This window comes from Stenotrophomonas sp. ZAC14D2_NAIMI4_6, assembly GCF_003086875.1.
Taxonomy (GTDB): Bacteria; Pseudomonadota; Gammaproteobacteria; order Xanthomonadales; family Xanthomonadaceae; genus Stenotrophomonas.
Genome location: NZ_CP025996.1, coordinates 390,001 through 410,988 on the forward strand (window position 1 = coordinate 390,001; position 20,988 = coordinate 410,988).

18 protein-coding genes and 4 rRNA genes (1 of these 22 only partly in view) are annotated in these 20,988 nt (G+C 66.9%); 17 read left to right on the top strand and 5 right to left on the bottom strand.

Features of this window, described 5'->3' with window-relative positions:
* The 4 genes from C1933_RS01700 to rrf (C1933_RS01715) form a co-directional block, all read left to right on the top strand.
* Positions 1 to 315 (top strand): 23S ribosomal RNA (locus tag C1933_RS01700); it begins 2,563 nt to the left of the window's first position.
* 126 nt (positions 316 to 441) lie between these two features.
* A 5S ribosomal RNA gene (rrf, locus tag C1933_RS01705) occupies positions 442 to 556 on the top strand.
* Between the two features lie 12 nt (positions 557 to 568).
* Positions 569 to 683: ribosomal RNA gene (gene rrf / locus C1933_RS01710) — 5S ribosomal RNA — on the top strand.
* Positions 684 to 817: 134 nt separating this feature from the next.
* Positions 818 to 932, top strand: a 5S ribosomal RNA gene (gene rrf, locus C1933_RS01715).
* 249 nt (positions 933 to 1,181) lie between these two features.
* Here the strand turns inward: rrf (C1933_RS01715) and C1933_RS01720 are convergent.
* Positions 1,182 to 2,894 carry a M28 family metallopeptidase gene (locus tag C1933_RS01720; protein WP_108751928.1) on the bottom strand — a complete coding sequence of 571 codons (1,713 nt, stop codon included), beginning with the start codon at positions 2,892 to 2,894 and terminating at the stop codon, positions 1,182 to 1,184.
* Between the two features lie 79 nt (positions 2,895 to 2,973).
* A complete protein-coding gene (locus C1933_RS01725; RefSeq protein ID WP_108754701.1) occupies positions 2,974 to 3,636 on the bottom strand; it encodes a hypothetical protein in 663 nt (220 codons plus the stop codon).
* Between the two features lie 94 nt (positions 3,637 to 3,730).
* On the opposite strand from C1933_RS01725, the gene C1933_RS01730 reads away from it, so the two are divergent.
* Together C1933_RS01730 and C1933_RS01735 are read left to right on the top strand one after the other, a co-directional pair.
* Positions 3,731 to 5,032: a peptidoglycan DD-metalloendopeptidase family protein gene (locus tag C1933_RS01730; RefSeq protein ID WP_108751929.1), complete on the top strand. Its 1,302-nt coding sequence runs from the start codon at positions 3,731 to 3,733 to the stop codon at positions 5,030 to 5,032.
* A 107-nt stretch (positions 5,033 to 5,139) separates the two neighbouring features.
* On the top strand, positions 5,140 to 6,552 hold the full coding sequence (locus tag C1933_RS01735; protein ID WP_108751930.1) for a S41 family peptidase: 1,413 nt from the start codon (positions 5,140 to 5,142) through the stop codon (positions 6,550 to 6,552).
* A gap of 198 nt (positions 6,553 to 6,750) precedes the next feature.
* On the opposite strand, the gene C1933_RS01740 is transcribed toward C1933_RS01735, so the two are convergent.
* Entirely contained in the window at positions 6,751 to 7,443 is a 693-nt protein-coding gene (locus tag C1933_RS01740) for a rhomboid family intramembrane serine protease (protein WP_108748229.1), read from the bottom strand.
* Between the two features lie 225 nt (positions 7,444 to 7,668).
* On the opposite strand from C1933_RS01740, the gene C1933_RS01745 reads away from it, so the two are divergent.
* From C1933_RS01745 to C1933_RS01755, 3 genes are all read left to right on the top strand, one after another.
* The gene (locus C1933_RS01745; protein ID WP_108751931.1) at positions 7,669 to 9,096 is read left to right on the top strand and encodes an outer membrane protein transport protein; all 1,428 of its coding nucleotides are present in this window, start codon (positions 7,669 to 7,671) and stop codon (positions 9,094 to 9,096) included.
* A 135-nt stretch (positions 9,097 to 9,231) separates the two neighbouring features.
* Positions 9,232 to 9,840, top strand: a complete 609-nt coding sequence (gene pnuC, locus C1933_RS01750) for a nicotinamide riboside transporter PnuC (protein WP_108751932.1) — start codon at positions 9,232 to 9,234, stop codon at positions 9,838 to 9,840.
* Positions 9,827 to 10,897 carry an AAA family ATPase gene (locus C1933_RS01755; RefSeq protein ID WP_108751933.1) on the top strand — a complete coding sequence of 357 codons (1,071 nt, stop codon included), beginning with the start codon at positions 9,827 to 9,829 and terminating at the stop codon, positions 10,895 to 10,897. Before pnuC ends, C1933_RS01755 begins: the two co-directional genes overlap by 14 nt.
* Positions 10,898 to 10,998: 101 nt before the next feature.
* Here the strand turns inward: C1933_RS01755 and putA are convergent, their stop codons facing one another.
* Positions 10,999 to 14,217 carry a bifunctional proline dehydrogenase/L-glutamate gamma-semialdehyde dehydrogenase PutA gene (gene putA / locus C1933_RS01760; protein WP_108751934.1) on the bottom strand — a complete coding sequence of 1,073 codons (3,219 nt, stop codon included), beginning with the start codon at positions 14,215 to 14,217 and terminating at the stop codon, positions 10,999 to 11,001.
* Between the two features lie 273 nt (positions 14,218 to 14,490).
* Between putA and C1933_RS01765 the strand changes: the two genes are divergently transcribed.
* From C1933_RS01765 to C1933_RS01790, 6 genes are read left to right on the top strand one after another with little or no spacing between them, the layout of a single operon-like run.
* Positions 14,491 to 14,967, top strand: a complete 477-nt coding sequence (locus tag C1933_RS01765) for a DUF2244 domain-containing protein (protein WP_108748234.1) — start codon at positions 14,491 to 14,493, stop codon at positions 14,965 to 14,967.
* An 11-nt stretch (positions 14,968 to 14,978) separates the two neighbouring features.
* Complete coding sequence (gene coxB, locus C1933_RS01770) at positions 14,979 to 15,911, top strand: cytochrome c oxidase subunit II (RefSeq protein ID WP_108751935.1); 933 nt, start codon at positions 14,979 to 14,981, stop codon at positions 15,909 to 15,911.
* Between the two features lie 59 nt (positions 15,912 to 15,970).
* Positions 15,971 to 17,578 (top strand): cytochrome c oxidase subunit I, encoded by a 1,608-nt coding sequence (ctaD, locus tag C1933_RS01775; protein WP_108751936.1) that lies wholly within the window; start codon positions 15,971 to 15,973, stop codon positions 17,576 to 17,578.
* Between the two features lie 8 nt (positions 17,579 to 17,586).
* On the top strand, positions 17,587 to 17,793 hold the full coding sequence (locus C1933_RS01780; protein ID WP_108751937.1) for a hypothetical protein: 207 nt from the start codon (positions 17,587 to 17,589) through the stop codon (positions 17,791 to 17,793).
* Positions 17,790 to 18,380, top strand: coding sequence for a cytochrome c oxidase assembly protein (locus C1933_RS01785; RefSeq protein ID WP_108751938.1), 591 nt, complete (start codon positions 17,790 to 17,792; stop codon positions 18,378 to 18,380). Before C1933_RS01780 ends, C1933_RS01785 begins: the two co-directional genes overlap by 4 nt.
* A gap of 13 nt (positions 18,381 to 18,393) precedes the next feature.
* The gene (locus C1933_RS01790) at positions 18,394 to 19,269 is read left to right on the top strand and encodes a cytochrome c oxidase subunit 3 (RefSeq protein ID WP_108748239.1); all 876 of its coding nucleotides are present in this window, start codon (positions 18,394 to 18,396) and stop codon (positions 19,267 to 19,269) included.
* Between the two features lie 20 nt (positions 19,270 to 19,289).
* On the opposite strand, the gene C1933_RS01795 is transcribed toward C1933_RS01790, so the two are convergent.
* Positions 19,290 to 19,508 (bottom strand): twin transmembrane helix small protein, encoded by a 219-nt coding sequence (locus C1933_RS01795; RefSeq protein WP_108748240.1) that lies wholly within the window; start codon positions 19,506 to 19,508, stop codon positions 19,290 to 19,292.
* Between the two features lie 57 nt (positions 19,509 to 19,565).
* Between C1933_RS01795 and C1933_RS01800 the strand changes: the two genes are divergently transcribed.
* Both C1933_RS01800 and C1933_RS01805 read left to right on the top strand, forming a co-directional pair.
* On the top strand, positions 19,566 to 20,273 hold the full coding sequence (locus C1933_RS01800) for an SURF1 family protein (RefSeq protein WP_108751939.1): 708 nt from the start codon (positions 19,566 to 19,568) through the stop codon (positions 20,271 to 20,273).
* 142 nt (positions 20,274 to 20,415) lie between these two features.
* Positions 20,416 to 20,985 carry a hypothetical protein gene (locus C1933_RS01805; protein ID WP_108751940.1) on the top strand — a complete coding sequence of 190 codons (570 nt, stop codon included), beginning with the start codon at positions 20,416 to 20,418 and terminating at the stop codon, positions 20,983 to 20,985.
* Positions 20,986 to 20,988: the final 3 nt, after the last annotated feature.

The following is a 20,988-nucleotide window of genomic DNA, read 5'->3' on the forward strand; positions in this document are numbered from 1 at the left end:
GAACGTCGTGAGACAGTTCGGTCCCTATCTGCCATGGGCGTTGGAGATTTGAGAGGGGCTGCTCCTAGTACGAGAGGACCGGAGTGGACGAACCTCTGGTGTTCCGGTTGTCACGCCAGTGGCATTGCCGGGTAGCTATGTTCGGAAGCGATAACCGCTGAAAGCATCTAAGCGGGAAGCGCGCCTCAAGATGAGATCTCCCGGGGCACAAGCCCCCTGAAGGAACCATGTAGACTACGTGGTTGATAGGTCAGGTGTGTAAGCGCAGCAATGCGTTGAGCTAACTGATACTAATGATCCGTGCGGCTTGACCATATAACCTCAAGTTGCCTTGGCTTTACGACAGCGTCGTAAGAGCATCCAAGTGCACGCTACGTCACAAGAACTATGCGAGGCTGGCGCCTTGTCCCATCGGGACGAGTGCGACTCTCCAAAAGCCTCCCTGGTGAAATTAGCGCTGTGGAACCACCCGATCCCATCCCGAACTCGGAAGTGAAACGCAGCTGCGCCGATGGTAGTGTGGCTCAAGCCATGCGAGAGTAGGTCATCGCCAGGGTTTAAAAGCCTCCCTGGTGAAATTAGCGCTGTGGAACCACCCGATCCCATCCCGAACTCGGAAGTGAAACGCAGCTGCGCCGATGGTAGTGTGGCTCAAGCCATGCGAGAGTAGGTCATCGCCAGGGTTTATACCCAAAAACCCCGCTGCTCACGCAGCGGGGTTTTTTCTTATTAAGTGAAGGCACTGCTTTTTCCGGGTACCTTCCGCCCCAAGGGCAAGATCGCGAGCTGGCGCTGCAAGCGCTGCTGCAACCGTCTCCCTGGTGAAATTAGCGCTGTGGAACCACCCGATCCCATCCCGAACTCGGAAGTGAAACGCAGCTGCGCCGATGGTAGTGTGGCTCAAGCCATGCGAGAGTAGGTCATCGCCAGGGTTTACACCCAAAACCCCGCTGCTCACGCAGCGGGGTTTTTCTTTGCGCGAAACCAAGCGCCCGGTAGATCCACGCCACGCGTGGACGGAGTGCCAACCAAGGTTGGCACCTACCGTAGAGTCGAGCTTGCTCGACTGAGTGGATGGAGTACCAACCAAGGTTGGCCCCCCCCTGGCGGTGGCACAAAAAAACGGCGCCCCGTGGGGCGCCGCTTCCTTGTCCAGGTGAATCTGTCGAGCAAGCTCGACGCTACGGGGCCGAGGCCTTGTTCTTCATCATGGTGTCGCGGGCGGCCTTGAAGGGATTGCCTTCGTACCAGTTCGGCCAGCGATCGCCGCCCGCCAGTTCCTTGCCCACGCCGTACATCAGCTGCAGATCTTCCACGGTGCCATCCAGCTTCCAGGTGGCCGCGTCGAACTCATCCTTCGGGCCGTGGTAGCGGTTGTTGCCGTAGTCGGTCGCCGCCTTGCGGCCGGCGTCAACGCCGCCGTCGCGCAGGTCTTCACCGCCATCGGCATACAGGGCCGGCACACCGGCCTTGGCGAAGTTGAAGTGGTCGGAACGGAAGTAGAAGCCGCTCTGCACCGAGGTTTCACCGTGCAGGGTACGGTCCTGTGCGGCCGCCAGCGGCTTCAGGATGTCTTCCAGCTCGGAACTGCCGAAGCCGGTCACGGTCACGTCCTTGGCACGGCCGGCCACCGACATCGCGTCGATGTTGATCACCCCGGCAATCTTGTCCAGCGGGAAGGTCGGGTGGGCCACGTAGTACTTCGAACCCAGCAGGCCCGACTCTTCCAGGGTGACCGCCAGGAACACCACCGAGCGCTCCGGCTTCGGGTCCTGGTGGGCCATGGCTTCGGCCACTTCCAGGATGCCGGCCACGCCGGTGGCGTTGTCCACAGCACCGTTGTAGATGTTGTCGCCTTCCTCGCCCTCATGCTTGCCCAGATGGTCCCAGTGGGCCATGTACAGCACCGCTTCGTCGGCACGCTTGCTGCCCGGCAGCACGCCCACCACGTTGCGCGACTGCTTTTGCGCGACCTGGCTCTTCAGGTCGACCGAGGCGGTGGCCTGCAGCGGTACCGGCTTGAAGCCGCGCTTGCTGGCGTCCTTGTAGGCCTGGGCCAGGTCCAGGCCGGCACCGGCGAACAGCGCCTTGGCGGCCTCGGCACTCAGCCAGCCCTGCACCGGCAGACGGCGCTCCGGATCATCCTTGGCCGGCAGGTCGTACTGCGGGCCGGCCCAGGAGTTCTTCACCACATCCCAGCCATAGGAGGCGCCGGCGGTGTCATGCACGATCAGTGCGCCGGCGGCGCCCTTGCGCGCGGCCTCTTCGAACTTGTAGGTCCAGCGGCCGTAATAGGTCATGCGCTTGCCGTCGAACAGGGTCTGGTCGTCGACGTGGAAGCCCGGGTCATTGACGAACATGACTACCGTCTTGCCCTTCCAGTCCTGGCCCTGGTAGTCGTTCCACTTCTGCTCCGGCGCGTCCACGCCGTAGCCGACGAACACCAGGTTGCTGGCATCCAGCTTCACTTCGGTCTGGCCGGTACGGGTGCCGACCACCATGTCGGTACCGAACTTCAGCTCGGTGCTCTTGCCGCCCTGCTCGATCTTCAGCACGGTCGATTCATCGGCCGTGGTTTCGGTCATCGGCACGTCCTGGAACCAGCTGTCACCGTTGCCCGGCTGCAGGCCGATGCGCTGCATCTGGTCGCGGATGTAGTTGACGGTCAGCTCTTCGCCCTTGCTGCCGGGGGCGCGGCCTTCGAACTCATCCGAGGCCAGGGTCTTCACCATCTCGCTGAAATCGGCGGCGTTGATGTCCGGCGAGAACGCGTGGCTGGCCGGCTTGGCCGCTGCAGCGGTGTCGGTGGCCGGCGCGGCGGCGGGCGTGTCTTCGCCCTTGCAGGCGCTGAGCGCGGCCGCAGCGGCCAGGCACAGAAGGAGTTTACGGGGCATCGTCGGTATCCTGGATACAGATGGGGGCCGCGCCAGGCACGGCCAGGTAGCGGGGATCAGTCCCCGGTGCAGCACGACGTCAATCCGCCGGGGCGGTATCGGTGTCGAACGGGATGGCGTCGGCGCCGGTGACCGGACCGATGCGGGCGCTGCGGTGCACGTACAGCACCACCTCGCGCTCGAATTCCAGCGGGCCACTGACCACGGCATTGGGGCCGATGATGATGCGCGGCTTGCGGCTGGTGGTAAGCGAGACGCTGAAGTTCGGCTTGCGCACGTGTACGCCACCGGACACCTGCGAACCGATGCCGACGGTGATGTCACCGTTCACCGTTTCCACGTCCTTGCGCACCCGGCTGTTGACCAGGCCGATGCCACCGTTGACCGTTTCCACGCCGCCTTCGATCTGGCTGCCGGCGTCGCTGAAGATGCTGCCGTTGACCGTGCTGACATCGCCGTGGGCGATCACCTCGCGGCCCAGGCGAACGCCACCGTTCACCGTCTCGATGCTGCCGGTGCGTGCGCGGTCGGCCACGGTCACCCCGCCGTTGACGGTGTCGATGCTGCCGGTTTCCACGCCTTCGCCCACGCGGATGCTGCCATTGACGGTATCCAGCTTGCCGTAGCGCTGGCCCGGATCGGCGCCGATGCTGCCGTTGACCTTGCTGATGTTTTCCTGCGCCGCCAGCGGCGCGGCGGCCAGCAGCAGGCCCAACATCAGCGGAATGGAATGGGTTTTCATGGGGACCTCGTTGTTGTGCGGCTGGCAGGCCGCGTGCGGAGATGTCACCATTCCCCGGCACCCCCTGCAACTGCCTGAAGTCACTGGAAAGCCCTTGCGCCACAACGTCTTCCCCTCACGCCAGCATCACATCGCCGCCCGCGGCGCGCGTTGCCTGTTGCTGGGGCTGGCCTTGGCGCTGGCACTGCCGGTGCCGGGCGGGGCGCAGACTGCGTCCACCCGCGAAGCCGAGCGCAAGCTGCAGAAGCTGCGCAGCGAGCTGAAGGACGTGGCGCAGGAGCGCCGGCAGATCGAGGGCCAGCGTGGCCAGGCATCGCGGCAGCTGCGCGAGGCCGACGAAAAAGTGGCCCGCACCGGCCGCAGCCTGGCCCAGACTGAAAGCGCGCTGCGCGAACAGGCCCAGGCCCTGGCCCAGGCCGAGCAGCGCCGCAACGAACTGCAGGCCACCCTGGCCAAGCAGCACCGCGAACTGGCCGGCCTGCTGCGCGCGGCCTACCAGTTGGGCAATCACGCGCCGCTGAAGCTGCTGCTGTCGCAGGACACGGTGGCCGATGCCAACCGCGCCCTGGCCTACCACCGTTACCTGCAGCGCGAGCGCGCCGAGCGCATCGCCAACCTCACCGCGGATCTGCAGGAACTGGAAACGCTGCAGGCCCAGATCGCCGAGCGCCAACAGCACCTCCAGGGCGCCCAGCGCGACCAGAAGCAGCAGGCCGCCACCCTGGCCGCCGACCGCCGCGAACGGGCGCAGACGGTGGCATCGCTGGAAGAACGCTTCAAGGACCGGCGCGAGAAGGAACAGGCGCTGGGCCAGGATGCCAAGGCGCTGGAAACCCTGCTGGCCAATCTGCGCGCCGCTGCCGCGCGCGCCGAAGCCGAGCGCCGCGCCGCTGCACGCAAGGCGGCGGCGGAAAAGGCGGCGGCCGAGAAAGCGGCCCGCCAAGCCAAGGCCGAAGGCCGCCCGGCGCCGCCCACCAAGGTACCGCCGGCGGTGGCCTCGGCGCCCGCGCCGAAGGTCGGCGGCCTGGGCTGGCCGCTGTCGGGCAATCTGCTGGCCCGCTACGGCGGCAAGCTGCCCGATGGCCGTACCAGCAGCGGCGTGCTGATCGGTGCGCCGGCCGGCAGCACGGTCACGGCGGTGGCCGATGGCACCGTGGTGTTCTCCGACTGGATGACCGGCTACGGCATGATCCTGATCGTCGACCACGGCAATGGCTACATGAGCCTGTACGCGCACAACGACACCCTGCTGAAGGATGCCGGCGCGCGCGTCAGCCGCGGCGATGCGGTGGCCAAGGTCGGCAACTCCGGCGGCCAGGGCGTCACCGCGCTGTACTTCGAACTGCGCCGCGGTGGCCAACCGGTCAATCCGGACAGCTGGCTGCAGCGCCGCTGAATCCTGGCGGCCGCGTGGCCGCGGGATTCAACGGGAATTTACCCACGCTTCGCGCATAATCGGTGCATGTGCCTTGGGCACGATGCCACCGTCGACAGGAGTGATCCATGCGCGCAGCCCGTACCGCCACCCTCTTGCTGGCCTTGTTGCCAGCGTTGTCCTGGGCGCAGCAGACCGCGCCTGCGGCCGCTGCCGAAACCCCGGCGCAGGCCGCCAGCAACGAAGAGGCGGTGACATCGAAGGTGCCGCTGGAAGACATCCGGCGCTTCGTGGCGGTCTACAACGCCGTGCGTGCGGCCTACGTGGACCCGGTGGACGACAACAAGCTGATGCAGTCGGCGGTGCGCGGCCTGCTGCTGGACCTGGATCCGCACAGCACCTATTTCAACAAGGAAGACGCCGAGGCCTTCGACGAACAGGCCAACGGCGCCTATGAAGGCATTGGCGTGGAGCTGCAGCAGCAGCCCGACAACGCTTCGATGAAGGTGATTTCGCCGATTGACGATACGCCTGCGGCCAAGGCCGGCATCCTGGCGGGCGATCTGATCATCGCCATCGACGGCAAGCCGATCAGCGCCATCGATGCCAGCGAACCGCTGCGCGGCCCGGCCGGCAGCAAGGTGGTGCTGACCATCGTGCGCGAGGGCAAGCCCAAGCCGTTCGATGTGCCGCTCACCCGGCAGACCATCCGCGTGACCAGCGTGCGCAGCCGCCTGCTGGAACCGGGTTACGGCTATATCCGCCTGGCCACGTTCCAGGCCGACACCGGCGCCGATTTCCAGAAGCACGTGCAGCAGCTGCAGAAGCAGTCTGGCGGCAGCCTGAAGGGCCTGGTGCTGGATCTGCGCAGCAACCCCGGTGGTCTGCTGACGGCCGCCGTGCAGGTGGCCGACGATCTGCTGGAAAAGGGCAACATCGTCAGCACGCGCGGCCGCATCCGCATCAGCGACGCACGCTTCGACGCCACCCCGGGCGACCTGCTGAAGGGCGCGCCGGTGGTGGTGCTGGTCGATGCCGGTTCGGCCAGTGCGTCGGAAGTGCTGGCCGGTGCGCTGCGCGACAACCAGCGGGCACGCGTGGTCGGCAGCCGCACCTTCGGCAAGGGCTCGGTGCAGACCGTGCTGCCGCTGGACAACGGCGATTCGGTGAAGCTGACCACCGCGCGCTACTACACGCCCAGTGGCAAATCGATCCAGGCCACCGGCATCGTGCCGGACGTGGAACTGAAGCCGGCGCCCACGCCGGAAGAAGACGCGCTGCCAGCCAGTCTGAGCGACTACAGCGAGGCGACCCTGCCGGGCCACCTGCGTGGCGACGACGAAGGCACCGAGGGCTACAGCGCCGGCGCCGTGCTGCCGGGTGATGGCCCGATTGACGACGCTCTGGCCGAACTGAAGAACCCCGGTTCGGTGGCCGCGCGGCTGAAGGCCGAGGCCGCCAAGGCTGCCGCAGCCAAGCCACCGGCAAAGGCCGAAGCGAAGCCGGAAGCAAAGCCCGCGCCGGCCCCGACCAAGCCCTGATGGTAGCGCCGGGCCATGCCCGGCGATGTGTTCCCCTGCGCTGACGCACGCGATCGGTAGAGTCGAGCTTGCTCGACTGTTTTTGCCTGAAGCAGTCGAGCAAGCTCGACTCTACCGAGGGGCAAGAGCAGTCGAGCAAGCTCGACTCTACGGACAGGCCAGAGCAGTCGAGCAAGCTCGACTCTACGGAGAAGATGGCTAGAAGCCGTGGCGCTTGCGCAGCTTGCGGGCGATCGCGGCGCGCACGTAGACGCCGTAGAGCAGGCCGAACAGGAAGCCGCCGATGTGCGCCCACCAGGCCACCATGCCGAAGGTCGGGCCGATGTAGGCGAACACCACCTGCAACGCAGCCCACACGCCGATCAGCAGGTAGGCCGGGGCGCGCACGAATTCCAGGAACAGGCCCAGTGGAATGACCACCCCCAGCCGCGCGCCGGGGAACAGCGCCAGATAGGCGCCGATCAGCGCCGACACCGCGCCACTGGCGCCGATGATGATCTGGTCCGGGCTGCCCATGGTGTAGATCGCCACCAGGTTCGATACCGCCCCGCCCAGCAGGAACAGCAGCAGCAACCGCCACGGGCCCAGCACGCGCTCGGCGGGCAGGCCGAAGATCAGCAGGAACACCAGGTTGCCCAGCAGGTGCGACCAGTCGGCGTGCAGGAACAGGGCGGTGAACAGGCGCAGCACGCTGCCGTCCTGCAGGGTGGCCCAGTAGTCCAGCGGGTGGGTCAGGCCGGTGGACAGGGCCCCCCAGTCCAGCCAGAGGCTGCGACGGGCGTCGTCCGGGCGCGAGATCGACCACAGGAACGCCAGCCACACTGACGCAAACAGCACGGGCGTGGCCCAGCGCAGGGCCGCCTTCTTGCGTGAGGGGAGCGAGACGAACATGGGCGCTAGCCTAGCGTGCGCGGGCATTGTGCGGGGAGGCGCCTGTTCATGTTTTGCGAAGGGAAAAGCCCCGCTGCTGTTATTGTTTCATTAACGTCTCTGAGTGATACTCGCATACGGCGTCGTATGTCGGGAGGGGAATCCGGCGCGTTCTGGCGGGCCTTCGGGTCCGGTAGGCGCAGGCGCACTCAGAGCACCATCACCGCTTACCGGAGAGAGAACACGATGCAAACTGCTTCCACCATTGCCCGACTGACCCTGCTGGCCGTCGGCGTTGCCGGTGCGCTGGCCGCCGCCGATGCCAACGCCGCTGCCTTCCAGCTGAAGGAAAACAGCGCCAAGGGCCTCGGCCGCGCGTTCGCCGGCTCGACCTCTGCCGAAGGCGATGCCTCGGTGGTCGCCACCAACCCGGCCTCGATGCGCCTGCTCGACGGCACCCAGCTGCAGGGTGACGTGAGCGCCATCAGCTTCGGCGCCAAGTTCCGCGGCGAAGGCCAGTACGGCAACGGCGCCCCGATTTCCGGCGGCAACGGCGGCGACGCCGGCATGATCGCCCCGGTTCCGGCCGCTTACTTCCACGTGCCGTTCGGCGAAAAGGACAACATGCACTTCGGTGTGTCGCTGTCGGTGCCGTTCGGCTTCAAGACCGAATACGACCGTGACTGGGTCGGCCGCTACAACGGCGTGAAGACCGAACTGCAGGCCGTCGACCTGGGCGCCGCGTTCTCCTACGACGTGAACCCGTACCTGTCCTTCGGTGCGTCGGTGTTCGTCGAGCGCCTGGACGTTGACCTGACCAGCGCCGTCGATGCCGGCACTGCCATCAACGCCAGCGCCCAGCAGCGTGCTGCTGCCACCGTGCTGGCCCGTGGCGGCACCCAGGCCCAGGCCGCTGCCGCCGCCCGCCAGGCCGGTATCCAGGCTGCCCAGCTGGGCTTCTCGCCGGGTACCGCCGATGGCTACCTGCGCATCAAGGGCGACGAAATGTCCGTGGGTTACACCCTGGGCATGACCGTCAGCCCGGTGGAAGGCACCAACATCGCCTTCAGCTACCGCTCGGAAGTGGAACACAAGATCACCGACGGCAAGGCCGACTTCACCATGACCCCGGCTGCGGCCGCGTTCCTGGCCAGCGCTGCCCCGGGTACCTTCGTTGACAGCAACGGCCGCGCCACCATCACCCTGCCGGCCAGCGCCACGGTCAGCGTCAGCCACCGCGTGAACGACCAGTGGAAGATCATGGCCGACGTTTCGCGCACCGCGTGGAGCAAGTTCGACCAGGTCACGGTTGACTACGATTCCAACCAGCCCGACAGCGTGCTGCCGTTCCACTACCGCGACACCACCTTCGCTTCGATCGGTACCGAGTACCGTCTGAACGAGCAGCTGACCCTGCGCGGCGGCCTGGCGTACGACCAGACCCCGACCACCGATGCCCACCGCGACGTGCGCGTGCCGGACACCACCCGCAAGTGGCTGTCGCTGGGTCTGACCTGGGCCCCGTCGGAGAAGATGGAATACAGCGTGGGCTACACCCACCTGTTCACCAAGGATCCGAACATCACCTCGACCTCGGCCACCGGCAACACCGTGACCGGCAAGTACAAGGTGACCGGCGACGTGCTGGCCGCTTCGATGCAGTACAAGTTCTGATAAAGGCCACGGCCTGACGCAGTACAGGGAGAGCCCCGCGCAAGCGGGGCTATCTTTTTGTGGGTCATCCACGCATGGCGTGGATCTACTGGTGCGCCGCCCACGCGTGGTGCGTGGATCGACGACAATAGCGGCATGAACCTGTCCGATCCCAATTTCCAGCTGGAGCTGGCTGCCAACATCGCCGTGGCCGGCTCGATCCTGCTGGCCGGGCGCAACAACGTGCACACCTGGTGGCTGGGCATCGTCGGCTGCGCGCTGTTCGCTGCGGTGTTCGAGCGTTCGCACCTGTATGCCGACATGGTGCTGCAGGGCTTCTTCATCGTCATCAGCGTGCTGGGCTGGTGGCAATGGCTGCGGGGTGACCACGGCGCGCCGTTGCCGATCACCTCGCTGCGCCCGCGCGCCTGGGCGTGGCTGCTGCCGCTGGCGGTGGTGGGCACGCTCGGCTATGGCTGGATGCTGACCCGCCTGACCCAGGCCTATGCGCCCTACATCGATTCGGCAGTGCTGGTGCTGAGCGTGATCGCGCAGATCCTGATGATGCAGCGCAAGCTGGAATCGTGGTGGGTGTGGCTGCTGGTGAACACCATTGCGGTGCCGCTCTACTACAGCCGCGGCCTGCATCTGACCTCGATCCTGTACATCGGTTTCTGGATCAATGCGCTGGTGGCGCTGCGCCATTGGCGCACGCTGATGCGCGCCGACCGCGCGGCGGCAGGCGCGGCCGATGCCACTGCCTGAGAAGGTGCCGCGCGGTCTGGTGGTGGGTAAATTCTGCCCGCTGCACCGCGGCCATGAACGGCTGATCGATTTCGCCGCCGCGCGCTGCCAACAGCTGCTGGTGATCGGCTGGTCGCAGTCGGGGTTCGCCGGTTACAGCGCCGGGCGGCGCGAGCGCTGGCTGCGTGCGCGCTTTCCGCAGGCGACCGTCGCGGTGCTGGATGACGACCGCCTGGCCGCCCTGTGCCGCGCGCATGGCGTGGCGGTGCGCGCGCTGCCGCAGGACAGCGAAAGCGAGCAGGTGCAGCGCGCCTTCACCGCGTGGCTGTGCCTGGCGCTGTTTGGTGGGCCGGTGCAGGCGGTATTCACCGGCGAAGACTACGGCGATGGTTTCGCTGCCGCCCTGGCCCAGCATTTCGCTGCAGCGGTGCAGCATCACCGGCTGGAGCGTGCGACCGACATCGGCCAGGCCAGTGGTACGCAGCTGCGTGCTGATCCGCATGCACACCGCAGCAGTCTGTCGCCGGCGGTGTACGCCGACCACGTGCAGCGCGTCGCCTTCATCGGCGGCGAATCCACCGGCAAAAGCACCTTGGCACGGGTGCTGGGCGAACGCCTGGGCACGGCCTGGGTGCCCGAGTTTGGCCGAACGTTGTGGGAACAGCGGGGCGGCGAGCTGCACGCGCAGGATCTGCTGCGCATCGCCGCGACCCAGCCGCAGCACGAAGACCAGGCGGCGCAGCACGCGCACCGTTGGCTGTTCTGCGATACCACCCCGCTGGTCACCCTGGGCTACAGCGGCTGGATGTTCCAGACCGCGCCAGCGGAGCTGCAGCGCGCCGCAGCGCGGCCCTACGACCTGCTGTTCCTGTGCGCGCCGGACATTCCCTTCGAGCAGGATGGCACGCGCGTGGGCGTGGAATTCCGCGCACGGCAGCACGCGTGGTACCTGCAGCAGCTGCAGGCGCGTGGGGTGCCATATGTGCTGCTGGAAGGCGATCTGGACGCGCGGGTGGCGCGGGTACAGGCCGAGCTGGCGATGCGCGCGGACAACCGCTTCAGCGTGGTGGCCGGGTAAGCGAGGCCGGGCATCGCCTGGCGCCACCGGAAGGACACAAAAAACCCCGCTTTCGCGGGGTTTTCCGTGCATCCATCACACCCGTGGAAGGGAGGGGTGTCTTAGTCGCCCAGGGTCAGCAGCGAGGCATTGCCACCGGCGGCGGTGGTGTTCACCGTCACCGTCTTTTCAGTGGCGAAGCGCAGCAGGTAGTGCGGGCCGCCGGCCTTGGGGCCGGTGCCGGACAGGCCCTGGCCACCGAACGGCTGCACGCCCACCACCGCACCGATCTGGTTGCGGTTGACGTAGACGTTGCCGACGTGGACGCCGTTGCTGATGCGGTCCACGGTTTCGTCGATGCGCGAATGCACGCCCAGCGTCAGGCCGTAGCCAGTGGCGTTGATCTGGTCGATCACCGCATCCAGCTGCTCACCCTTCCAGCGGATCACGTGCAGCACCGGGCCGAAGACTTCCTTCTGCAGCTGGCCCAGGTCCTTCAGTTCGTACGCACGCGGTGCGAAGAAGGTGCCATGGGCGGCTTCGGCGGACAGTTCGGCAGCGGCGATCAGGCGCGCTTCGCGGTCCATGCGTTCGGCGTGGTCCTGCAGGATCTTCAGCGCGTCGGCGTCGATCACCGGGCCGACGTCGGTGGACAGCAGGCCAGGGTTGCCGACCTTCAGTTCCTTCATTGCGCCGGCCAGCATGGTCATCACCTTGTCGGCGATGTCGTCCTGCACGAACAGCACGCGCGCGGCCGAGCAGCGCTGGCCAGCGGAGGTGAAGGCCGAACCGATGGCGTCCTTGACCAGCTGTTCCGGCAGCGCCGAAGAGTCGGCGATGAAGGCGTTCTGGCCGCCGGTTTCTGCAATCAGCACGCCGATGGCGGCATCGCGCGCGGCCATGGCGCGGTTGATTGCGCGGGCGGTTTCGGTGGAGCCGGTGAAGGCCACGCCGGCCACGCGCGGATCGGCGGTCAGCGCGGCACCGACGGTGGCACCGTCGCCCGGCAGGAACTGCACCACCTCGGCCGGCACGCCGGCGTCGTGCAGCAGCTTCACCGCGTAGTAGCCGATCAGGTTGGTCTGCTCGGCCGGCTTGGCGATCACGCTGTTGCCGGCGGCCAGGGCGGCGGCCACCTGGCCCAGGAAGATTGCCAGCGGGAAGTTCCACGGGCTGATGCAGACGAACACGCCGCGGCCGTGGAGCTGCAGCTCGTTGGATTCACCGGTCGGGCTGGGCAGCTTTTCGGCGTGGCTGAACTGCTCGCGCGCCTGCTTGGCGTAGTAGCGCAGGAAATCCACCGCTTCGCGCACTTCGGCAATGCCGTCGGGCAGGCTCTTGCCGGCCTCCTTCACGCACAGCGCCATGAACTCGGGCATGCGCGCTTCCAGCTGGTCGGCGGCGTGTTCCAGGATGGCGGCGCGGCTGGCGGCCGGGGTACGGTTCCAGGCCGGCTGCGCGGCCACGGCATTGGCCAGCGCCTTCTGCACGGTGGCGGCGTCGGCGGCCTGCCACTGGCCCACCACATCGCGGCTGTCGGCCGGGTTGGTGACCGGCAGCGAGGCACCGGTGGTGACCGCACCCGGCACCAGCGGCGCGGCCTGCCACGGCTTCACAGCCGCGTTGATCTGCTCGGCCAGGGCGCGCAGTTCGTTGTCGTTGGCGAGGTTGGCGCCCATGGAGTTCTTCCTGTCGTGGTTCTGGCTGCGCAGCAGGTCAACCGGCAGCGGGATCTTGGGGTGCGGAATCGATTCGAACGAGGCGACCATCTCGACCGGGTCGCGGACCAGGTCGGCGATTGGCACGCGCTCGTCGGTGATGCGGTTGACGAAGCTGGAGTTGGCGCCGTTTTCCAGCAGGCGGCGCACCAGGTACGGCAGCAGGTCTTCGTGCGAACCGACCGGCGCGTACACGCGGCAGGGCAGGCCCAGGCGATCGGCCGGCACCACTTCGGCGTACAGGTCATCGCCCATGCCGTGCAGCTTCTGGTGCTCGTACACGCCACCGTTGGCGATGCTGCGCACCGCGGCGATGGTGTGCGCGTTGTGCGTGGCGAACATCGGGTAGATCGCGTCGGCATGGGTGAACAGACGCTTGGCGCAGGCCAGGTAGGACACGTCGGTGTTCTGCTTGCGGGTGAACACCGGGTAGCCCGGATAGCCTTCGATCTGTGCGCGCTTGATCTCGGCATCCCAGTAGGCGCCCTTCACCAGGCGCACCTGCAGGCGGCGACCGGCGCGGCGCGCCATGTCGGCCAGGTGGTCGATGGTGTACGGGGTACGCTTCTGGTACGCCTGCACGACCACGCCGAAGCCATCCCAGCCGGCCAGCGAGGCGTCGGAGAACACCTGTTCGATGATGTCCAGCGACAGTTCCAGGCGGTCCGATTCTTCGGCGTCGACGGTGCAGCCGATGCCGTAGCTCTTGGCCAGCTGCGCCAGTTCCAGCACGCCCGGCACCAGGTCCTTCAGCACGCGTGCGCGCTTGGCATGTTCGTAGCGCGGGTACAGCGCCGACAGCTTGATCGAGATGCCCGGTGCGTTGTTGACGTCGCCGTCGGGGCGGCCGCCGCGTGCCTTGTGATCACCGCCGATGGCGTGGATCGCTCGACGGTAGTCTTCCAGGTAGCGCAGCGCGTCCTTCATGGTCAGCGCGCCTTCGCCCAGCATGTCGAAGGAATAGCGGTAGCTGGCGTTGTCGCCCTTGTGCGAGCGCGCCAGTGCTTCGCTGATGGTGCGGCCCATCACGAACTGGTGGCCCATGATCTTCATCGCCTGGCGCACGGCCAGGCGCACCACCGGTTCACCCACGCGGCCGACCAGGCGCTTGAACGCGCTGGGCGCGTCGGCGCGGGTGGCATCGTTCATCTGCACCAGCTTGCCGGTCAGCATCAGGCCCCAGGTGGAGGCGTTGACCAGCACCGAATCGCTGCCGCCCAGGTGCTTTTCCCAGTCGGCATCGGCCAGCTTGTCGCGGATCAGCTTGTCGGCGGTGTCCTGGTCGGGAATGCGCAGCAGCGCCTCGGCCACGCACATCAGCAGCACGCCTTCCTCGCTGCCCAGGTCGTACTGGCGCATGAAGGCTTCGATCGCGCCCTGGTCCTTGGCGCGCACGCGCACCCGGCCGACCAGGTCGGCGGCCAGCGCCTGCACCCTGGCCTGCTCCTCGGCCGGCAGGCGCGCCTGCGCCAGCAGGTCACGCACGTGGCTGGCCTCGTCCTTCAACCAGGCGTCGGTGATGGCCTGGCGGAACGGGTTGGGGGGCGCCGGCAGTTCCGGCGACAGCAGCGCGCCCGGACGCGGCGCGTCGTTGGCGGTGGGGGAGGAAGAGGGTGCGTTCATGCCGGTCCGGCCAGTGGAAAACTTGGCGATTTTAATCATTTTTTGGCCGCCGGGAAGGGCCTGCCAGCGCCCCTGATGAACGCTGATAGCCCCTGATGGCGGTGGATTCAGCCTGTTCAGCCCAGTCGGGCTTTTTTGTGCTGAATTCGTCATTCGTGCCGCCGGGCTCATGCTGTATTGCAACATTGGAAAAAGTGTGAATGCACCCTTGCTACCGGCGAGAGGGCAGGGCTACCATCGAGACGTTTCCCGCGGCAGGAACGCGGTTGCGACATGATCGAGGTGCTTCCAGCTCCGGATGGGTCAGGTACGCAGCTGCGGCTGCGTCCCCCACGGGCGCTCGATGCCCGGCAGTTCATCCTGTTGTTCACCGTGTTGGGCGGGGCGATGTGGCTGGTTTCGGCCGTCGGTTGGCTGGCTGGCAATGTATTCGCCCCCCTGTTCGCGCTGCTGTACAGCCTGTTGCTGGCAGCCGCCCTGCGCGCCCTGTGGCGCAGCGGCGAACGGCAGGAGGAGATCCGGGTAGTGCCGGCGTGTGTGGAGGTCATCCCCACGCCCGGTGGTTCGCCGGTGTTCCGCGCGCACCCGCATTGGGTACGCCTGGTCACCGGTGATGAGAGGGTCCGGCTGGCATCCAGCGGACGGCAGGTGGAGGTGGGGAGTTTCCTCGCGCCGGCCGAACGCCAGACGCTTGCTGAAATGCTTGAAGGCTTGCTCGCCGCCAGCGATGGCGGCAACCGACGACGCTAAGGGTCTAGGCAATGAAGCAAAGCAGCAGGTGGGGCACGAAGTGCGTTGCAGCGGCCGCCGCGGTGGTGGCCGGGGGACTGGTACCGGCACTCGCCTGGGCACAGGCGGCCGATCCCAAGCCGTGGCAGCTGAACATGGGCAAGGGGGTCACCCAGACCTCGCGCCTGGCCTGGGAGTCGAACAATCTGTCGCTGATCATCTGCACGGTGATCGGGGTCATCGTGTTCGGGGCGATGGGCTATGCGATGTTCAAGTTCCGCAAGTCCAAGGGCGCGGTGGCGGCCACCTTCAGCCACAACACCAAGGCCGAGATCATCTGGACGGTCATTCCGGTGATCATCCTGGTGGTGATGGCCTGGCCGGCCACGGCCAACCTGATCAAGATGTACGACACCCGCGATGCCGAGATGACGGTGAAGATCACCGGCTACCAGTGGATGTGGAAGTACGAATACCTGGGCGAGAATGTGACCTTCACCAGCCGCCTGGACCGCGAATCGGACCGGGTGCGGCAGAGTGGCATCGTGCCCGACCGCGAAAGCCACCCGCATTACCTGCTGGACGTGGACAACCGCCTGGTGCTGCCGGTCGATACCAAGGTGCGCTTCGTCATCACCTCCGACGATGTGATCCATGCCTGGTGGGTGCCGGCGCTGGGCTGGAAGCAGGACGCCATTCCCGGCTTCATCAACGAAGCGTGGACCAGCATCGAGCAGCCCGGCGTGTACCGCGGCCAGTGCGCCGAACTGTGCGGCAAGGACCACGGTTTCATGCCGATCGTGGTCGAGGCGGTGTCCAAGGAGGACTTCAGGCAGTGGCTGGCCCAGCGCAAGCCGGCGCCGCCTGCCGAGCCTGCTGCACCGGCCACACCTGCAGCAGCGGAAGCCGCACCTGATGCCGCCGCGCCCGCTGCGGCGCCGGCAGCGCCGGCCGACGGGGCCTGATCCAACACCCGTGGCCGCCTGCGGCCGCGGTGACAACCGATTCTGAGAGGTGTTTTGCAATGGCGCACTCGGCAGTTGGGCACGACGATCACCATCACCACCAGAGCTTCTTCGAGCGTTGGTTCTTCTCGACCAACCACAAGGACATCGGCACGCTGTACCTGGGCTTCAGCTTCATCATGTTCATCATCGGTGCGGCGATGAGCGTAGTGATCCGGGCCGAGCTGGCGCAGCCGGGCCTGCAGTTCGTCAAGCCCGAATTCTTCAACCAGATGACCACCGTGCATGCACTGGTGATGATCTTCGGTGGCGTGATGCCGGCCTTCGTGGGCCTGGCCAACTGGATGATTCCGCTGCAGATCGGCGCGCCGGACATGGCCCTGCCGCGCATGAACAACTGGTCGTTCTGGCTGCTGCCGGTGGCCTTCAGCCTGCTGCTGCTGACCCTGTTCCTGCCCGGCGGTGCACCGGCCGGTGGCTGGACGCTGTACCCGCCGCTGTCGCTGCAGGGTGGCTACAACGTGGCCTTCAGCGTGTTCGCCATCCACGTGGCCGGCATCAGCTCGATCATGGGCGCGATCAACATCATCGCCACGGTGCTGAACATGCGCGCGCCGGGCATCGACCTGCTGAAGATGCCGATCTTCTGCTGGGCCTGGCTGATCACCGCCTTCCTGCTGATTGCGGTGATGCCGGTGCTGGCCGGCGCGGTGACCATGCTGCTGACCGACAAGTTCTTCGGCACCAGCTTCTTCAATGCCGCCGGTGGCGGTGACCCGGTGATGTACCAGCACATCTTCTGGTTCTTCGGGCACCCCGAGGTCTACATCATGATCCTGCCGGCCTTCGGCGTGGTCAGCGAGATCATCCCGACCTTCAGCCGCAAGCCGCTGTTCGGCTACCAGGCCATGGTCTACGCCACCGCGGCGATCGCCTTCCTGTCGTTCATCGTCTGGGCCCACCACATGTTCACCGTGGGCATGCCGCTGGGCGGCGAGATCTACTTCATGTTCGCCACCATGCTGATCTCGATCCCCACCGGGGTGAAGGTGTTCAACTGGGTCAGCACCATGTGGCGCGGCTCGCTTACCTTCGAAGCGCCGATGCTGTGGTCGGTGGCCTTCGTCATCCTGTTCACCATCGGCGGGTTCTCCGGCCTGATGCTGGCCATCGTCGCCGCCGACTTCCAGTACCACGACACCTACTTCGTGGTGGCCCACTTCCACTACGTGCTGGTGACCGGTGCAGTGTTCGCGCTGATCGCAGCGGTGTACTACTGGTGGCCGAAATGGACCGGGCGCATGTACAGCGAGAAGTGGGCCAAGGTGCACTTCTGGTGGTCGATCGTGTTCGTGAACCTGTTGTTCTTCCCGCAGCACTTCCTCGGCCTGGCCGGCATGCCGCGGCGCATTCCCGATTACAGCGTGGCGTTTGCCGACTGGAACCTGATCAGCTCGATCGGTGCGTTCGGCATGTTCGCCACGCCGTTCATGATGGCGGCGATCCTGCTGTCGTCGCTGCGCAATGGCGAGAAGGCCGCCGACCGTTCCTGGGAAGGCGCACGCGGGCTGGAGTGGACGTTGCCCTCGCCGGCACCGGCGCACACCTTCACCACGCCGCCGACCCTGCGCCCGGGCGACCTGGCCCACGATGACATCACGCATTGAGGTGGGCCATGCATAACGAGAGCCCGCTTCCAACCGGTAGAGTCGAGCCATGCTCGACTGACAAAAAGCAGCCGAGCATGGCTCGGCTCTACAACAGCGAGAGCAACGGCGTCGAGCTGCAGCGCCAGCGCGCCAGGCGCACCGCCCTGTGGGTGGGGGCCATTGCCGTGCTGGTCTACGTGGGCTTCATCCTCAGCGGGGTGATCGGCCGATGAGCGATGCACCGGCCACCGCGACCTCACGCAGCGCCGGCCTGCCGCGCCTGATCGGCGTGGCGGTGGCGGTGTTCCTGCTGACGTTCTCGCTGGTGCCGCTGTACCGCATCGCCTGCGAAAAAGTGTTCGGCGTACGCCTGGAACGCGGCCCCGGCAGTGAAGCCAGCACCGGCGCCGCCACCGGCAAGCGCACCGTGCGCGTGGAATTCGACGGTGGGGTGAATTCGCGCCTGCCATGGTCGTTCCACCCCGAGCAGCTGACCATGGACGTGGTCCCGGGCGAACTCAACGAAGCCCTGTACTTCGCCCGCAACGACAGTGCAGGCGCGGTGGTGGGCAGCGCCGTGCCCTCGGTGGCGCCGGCACGTGCGTCGGGGTTCTTCAGCAAGACCGAATGCTTCTGCTTCACCGCCCAGACCCTGCAGGCCGGTGAAAAGCGCGACATGCCGGTGCGCTTCATCGTCGATCCGGACCTGCCGCCGGAAATCAAGACGATCACCCTGTCCTACACCTTCTACCGTAACGATGCGCTGTCCGATCGGCTGGCTGCAGCCGCTACCTCGGAAGGCGCGCACGCCGCTCCCTGACCCGGAAACCGACATGGCCCAGACCCCGCACGACGCCAATGTGTACTTCGTCCCGGCCCAGAGCCGCTGGCCGTTCGTGGGCTCCATCGCGATGATGGTGACCATGGTGGGCGTGGCCAGCTGGTTGAACGATGCCAGCTGGGGCCGCTGGACCTTCTATGCCGGCCTGGCGATGCTGGTGCTGACCCTGTTCTGGTGGTTCAGCGATGTGGTGCGCGAATCGCAGGCCGGGCACTACAACCGCCAGGTCGATGGCTCTTTCCGCATGGGCATGGTCTGGTTCATCTTTTCCGAAGTGATGTTCTTCGGTGCCTTCTTCGGCGCGCTGTTCTACACCCGCAACCTGGGCCTGCCGTGGCTGAGCGGCGAAGGCGATGGGGTGATGACCAACGAGTTGCTGTGGCAGGGCTATTCGGCCGGCTGGCCGACCAATGGACCGGCGGCGATCGGTGGTGCGTTCCAGACCATTCCCGCCTGGGGCCTGCCGCTGATCAACACGCTGATCCTGCTCACTTCCGGCGTGACCCTGACCATCGCCCACCACGCCCTGAAGGGCGGCCACCGCCGCCAGCTGCTGGTGTGGCTGGGCCTGACCGTGCTGCTGGGCGCGTTCTTCCTGACCCTGCAGGCCGAGGAATACATCCACGCCTACAAGGAACTGAACCTGACCCTGGGTTCGGGCATCTACGGGTCCACGTTCTTCATGCTGACCGGCTTCCACGGTGCGCACGTGCTGCTGGGCACGATCATGCTGATCGTGATGTGGCTGCGCTCGGCCAAGGGCCACTTCACCCGCGACAACCACTTCGGCTTCGAAGCCGCCGCGTGGTACTGGCACTTCGTGGACGTGGTGTGGCTGATGCTGTTCCTGTTCGTCTACGTCCTTTGAGTGCGCAGCGGCAGGTACCCTCAGCCGCCGACGCCGTGCGGCTTGATCCAGCCCATGTAGATGCTGACGATCACCAGCGCGATCAGGGCCACCGACACCGCAATGCGGCGGGTGAGCGCATTGACCGTGCGCTTGGTCTGGCCGCGGTCGACCAGCAGGTAGTACAGGCCGGCGCCCAGATTCCAGACGATGACGATCAGGAACGCGATCACCAGCAGGGTCTTCAGCGAATCACTCATGCACGGCTCGGGGGCAGGGTGGATGCGCCTATCTGACCGCGTTTGCGTGGACTTGTCATGATGCGCCAGCACACACGCTGGATCGGCTGGCTGTTGGCGCTGCTGGCGATGGCCGGCTTCACCGCCTTGGGCCTGTGGCAATTGCAGCGCATGCACGCCAAGCAGGCCCTGCTGGATGCGCAGGGCCCGGCGGTGGCGCAGGCGTTGCCGCTGGCGCAGGCACTGGCGGCGCCCGGCGCACTGCATGGGGTGGCCGACCATGGCCGCTTTCTGCCGGGCGTGGTGCTGCTGGACAACCAGATGCGCCACGGCCGCGCCGGGGTAAAGGTGTACCGGCCGTTCCGCAGTGACAGTGGCAGCGTGCTGCTGGTGGACCTGGGGTGGCGCGCGCTGCCGCCGGACCGCACCTTGCCGGTGCTGGACGCGCTGCCGGCGCCGCTGGCGGTGCGCGGGTTGCTGGCGCCGCCGCCGTCGGCCGGCCTGGCGCTGGGCCCGGCGTTCAGTGAAACCGGCCAGCCCGGGCGCTGGCTGGCCAGCCGCCTGCCCGCCGATGGCCTGGCCCGCGCGCTGGGCCTGGCCGCGCTGCCCGACCGGGTGTTGCGGCTGGACCCGGCGCTGCCGATCGGCGACGAGCGCGATCTGGACCTGCTGCCCAACACCCTGCCGCCGCAGCGCCACCTGGGCTACGCCGTGCAGTGGTTCGGCCTGGCGCTGACCGTGCTGGTGGTGGCGCTGGTGCTGGAATGGCGCCGGCGGCGGCGTTGACCGGCGCCGGTGGGCGCCGACCTTGGTCGGCACCATTTCCCCCGACCAAGGTCGGGGGCTACCAGAGCGTCGACCGCTTCCTTTCCCCCGACTACCAGAGCGCCGGCCGCTTCCTTCCACCCAACCATGAGAAAATGCCCGCATGAACACCGCCACCACCCCGCAGGCACGCGGTTCCGGCCGCCGCACCCTGCTGCTGTTGTTCGCCGTGTTCTTCGGGGCGATGGCGCTGGCCGCCGTGCTGCGCTTCACCGGCTGGCAGCCCACCGGGCACCGCAATGCCGGGCAACTGCTGCAGCCACCGGTGGACCTGCGCCAGCAGCCGCCGACCTTGGCCAACGGCCAGCCCTACCCGTGGAACCCCGAAGCGCGCACCTGGCGGCTGCTGGTGGCGCCGGCCGGGGCCTGTGACGCGCAGTGCGTCACTTTGTCGCAGGGACTGGGCAAGGTGTGGCAGCTGTTCGGCCATAACGCCGATAATGTGGAGATTCTGTGGCTGGGCACGCCACCGGCGCCGATCGCCGCACTGCCCGCGCTGCGGCCACTGGCGCCGTCGCCCGCCCTGCGCGCGGCGTTGCCCGGTGCCGACGATCCGGCCGGATTGCCGGTCTATGTGATCGATCCGAACGGCTTCGTGATCATGCGCCATGCCCCCGGCAGTGACCTGGGGGGCCTGCGCAAGGACATGGCCACGTTGCTGAAACTGAAGTGAGTC

Excerpts from the sequence above, each read along its gene's own strand:
- C1933_RS01745 (WP_108751931.1), top strand. The coding sequence starts at position 7,669 with ATGCAAACTGCTTCCACCATTGCCCGACTGACCCTGCTGGCCGTCGGC.
- C1933_RS01755 (WP_108751933.1), top strand. The coding sequence starts at position 9,827 with ATGCCACTGCCTGAGAAGGTGCCGCGCGGTCTGGTGGTGGGTAAATTC.
- C1933_RS01725 (WP_108754701.1), bottom strand. The coding sequence starts at position 3,636 with ATGAAAACCCATTCCATTCCGCTGATGTTGGGCCTGCTGCTGGCCGCC.
- C1933_RS01740 (WP_108748229.1), bottom strand. The coding sequence starts at position 7,443 with ATGTTCGTCTCGCTCCCCTCACGCAAGAAGGCGGCCCTGCGCTGGGCC.
- pnuC (WP_108751932.1), top strand. The coding sequence starts at position 9,232 with ATGAACCTGTCCGATCCCAATTTCCAGCTGGAGCTGGCTGCCAACATC.
- ctaD (WP_108751936.1), top strand. The coding sequence starts at position 15,971 with ATGGCGCACTCGGCAGTTGGGCACGACGATCACCATCACCACCAGAGC.
- C1933_RS01735 (WP_108751930.1), top strand. The coding sequence starts at position 5,140 with ATGCGCGCAGCCCGTACCGCCACCCTCTTGCTGGCCTTGTTGCCAGCG.
- coxB (WP_108751935.1), top strand. The coding sequence starts at position 14,979 with ATGAAGCAAAGCAGCAGGTGGGGCACGAAGTGCGTTGCAGCGGCCGCC.
- C1933_RS01805 (WP_108751940.1), top strand. The coding sequence starts at position 20,416 with ATGAACACCGCCACCACCCCGCAGGCACGCGGTTCCGGCCGCCGCACC.
- C1933_RS01790 (WP_108748239.1), top strand. The coding sequence starts at position 18,394 with ATGGCCCAGACCCCGCACGACGCCAATGTGTACTTCGTCCCGGCCCAG.
- putA (WP_108751934.1), bottom strand. The coding sequence starts at position 14,217 with ATGAACGCACCCTCTTCCTCCCCCACCGCCAACGACGCGCCGCGTCCG.
- C1933_RS01780 (WP_108751937.1), top strand. The coding sequence starts at position 17,587 with ATGCATAACGAGAGCCCGCTTCCAACCGGTAGAGTCGAGCCATGCTCG.
- C1933_RS01785 (WP_108751938.1), top strand. The coding sequence starts at position 17,790 with ATGAGCGATGCACCGGCCACCGCGACCTCACGCAGCGCCGGCCTGCCG.
- C1933_RS01795 (WP_108748240.1), bottom strand. The coding sequence starts at position 19,508 with ATGAGTGATTCGCTGAAGACCCTGCTGGTGATCGCGTTCCTGATCGTC.
- C1933_RS01800 (WP_108751939.1), top strand. The coding sequence starts at position 19,566 with ATGATGCGCCAGCACACACGCTGGATCGGCTGGCTGTTGGCGCTGCTG.
- C1933_RS01765 (WP_108748234.1), top strand. The coding sequence starts at position 14,491 with ATGATCGAGGTGCTTCCAGCTCCGGATGGGTCAGGTACGCAGCTGCGG.
- C1933_RS01720 (WP_108751928.1), bottom strand. The coding sequence starts at position 2,894 with ATGCCCCGTAAACTCCTTCTGTGCCTGGCCGCTGCGGCCGCGCTCAGC.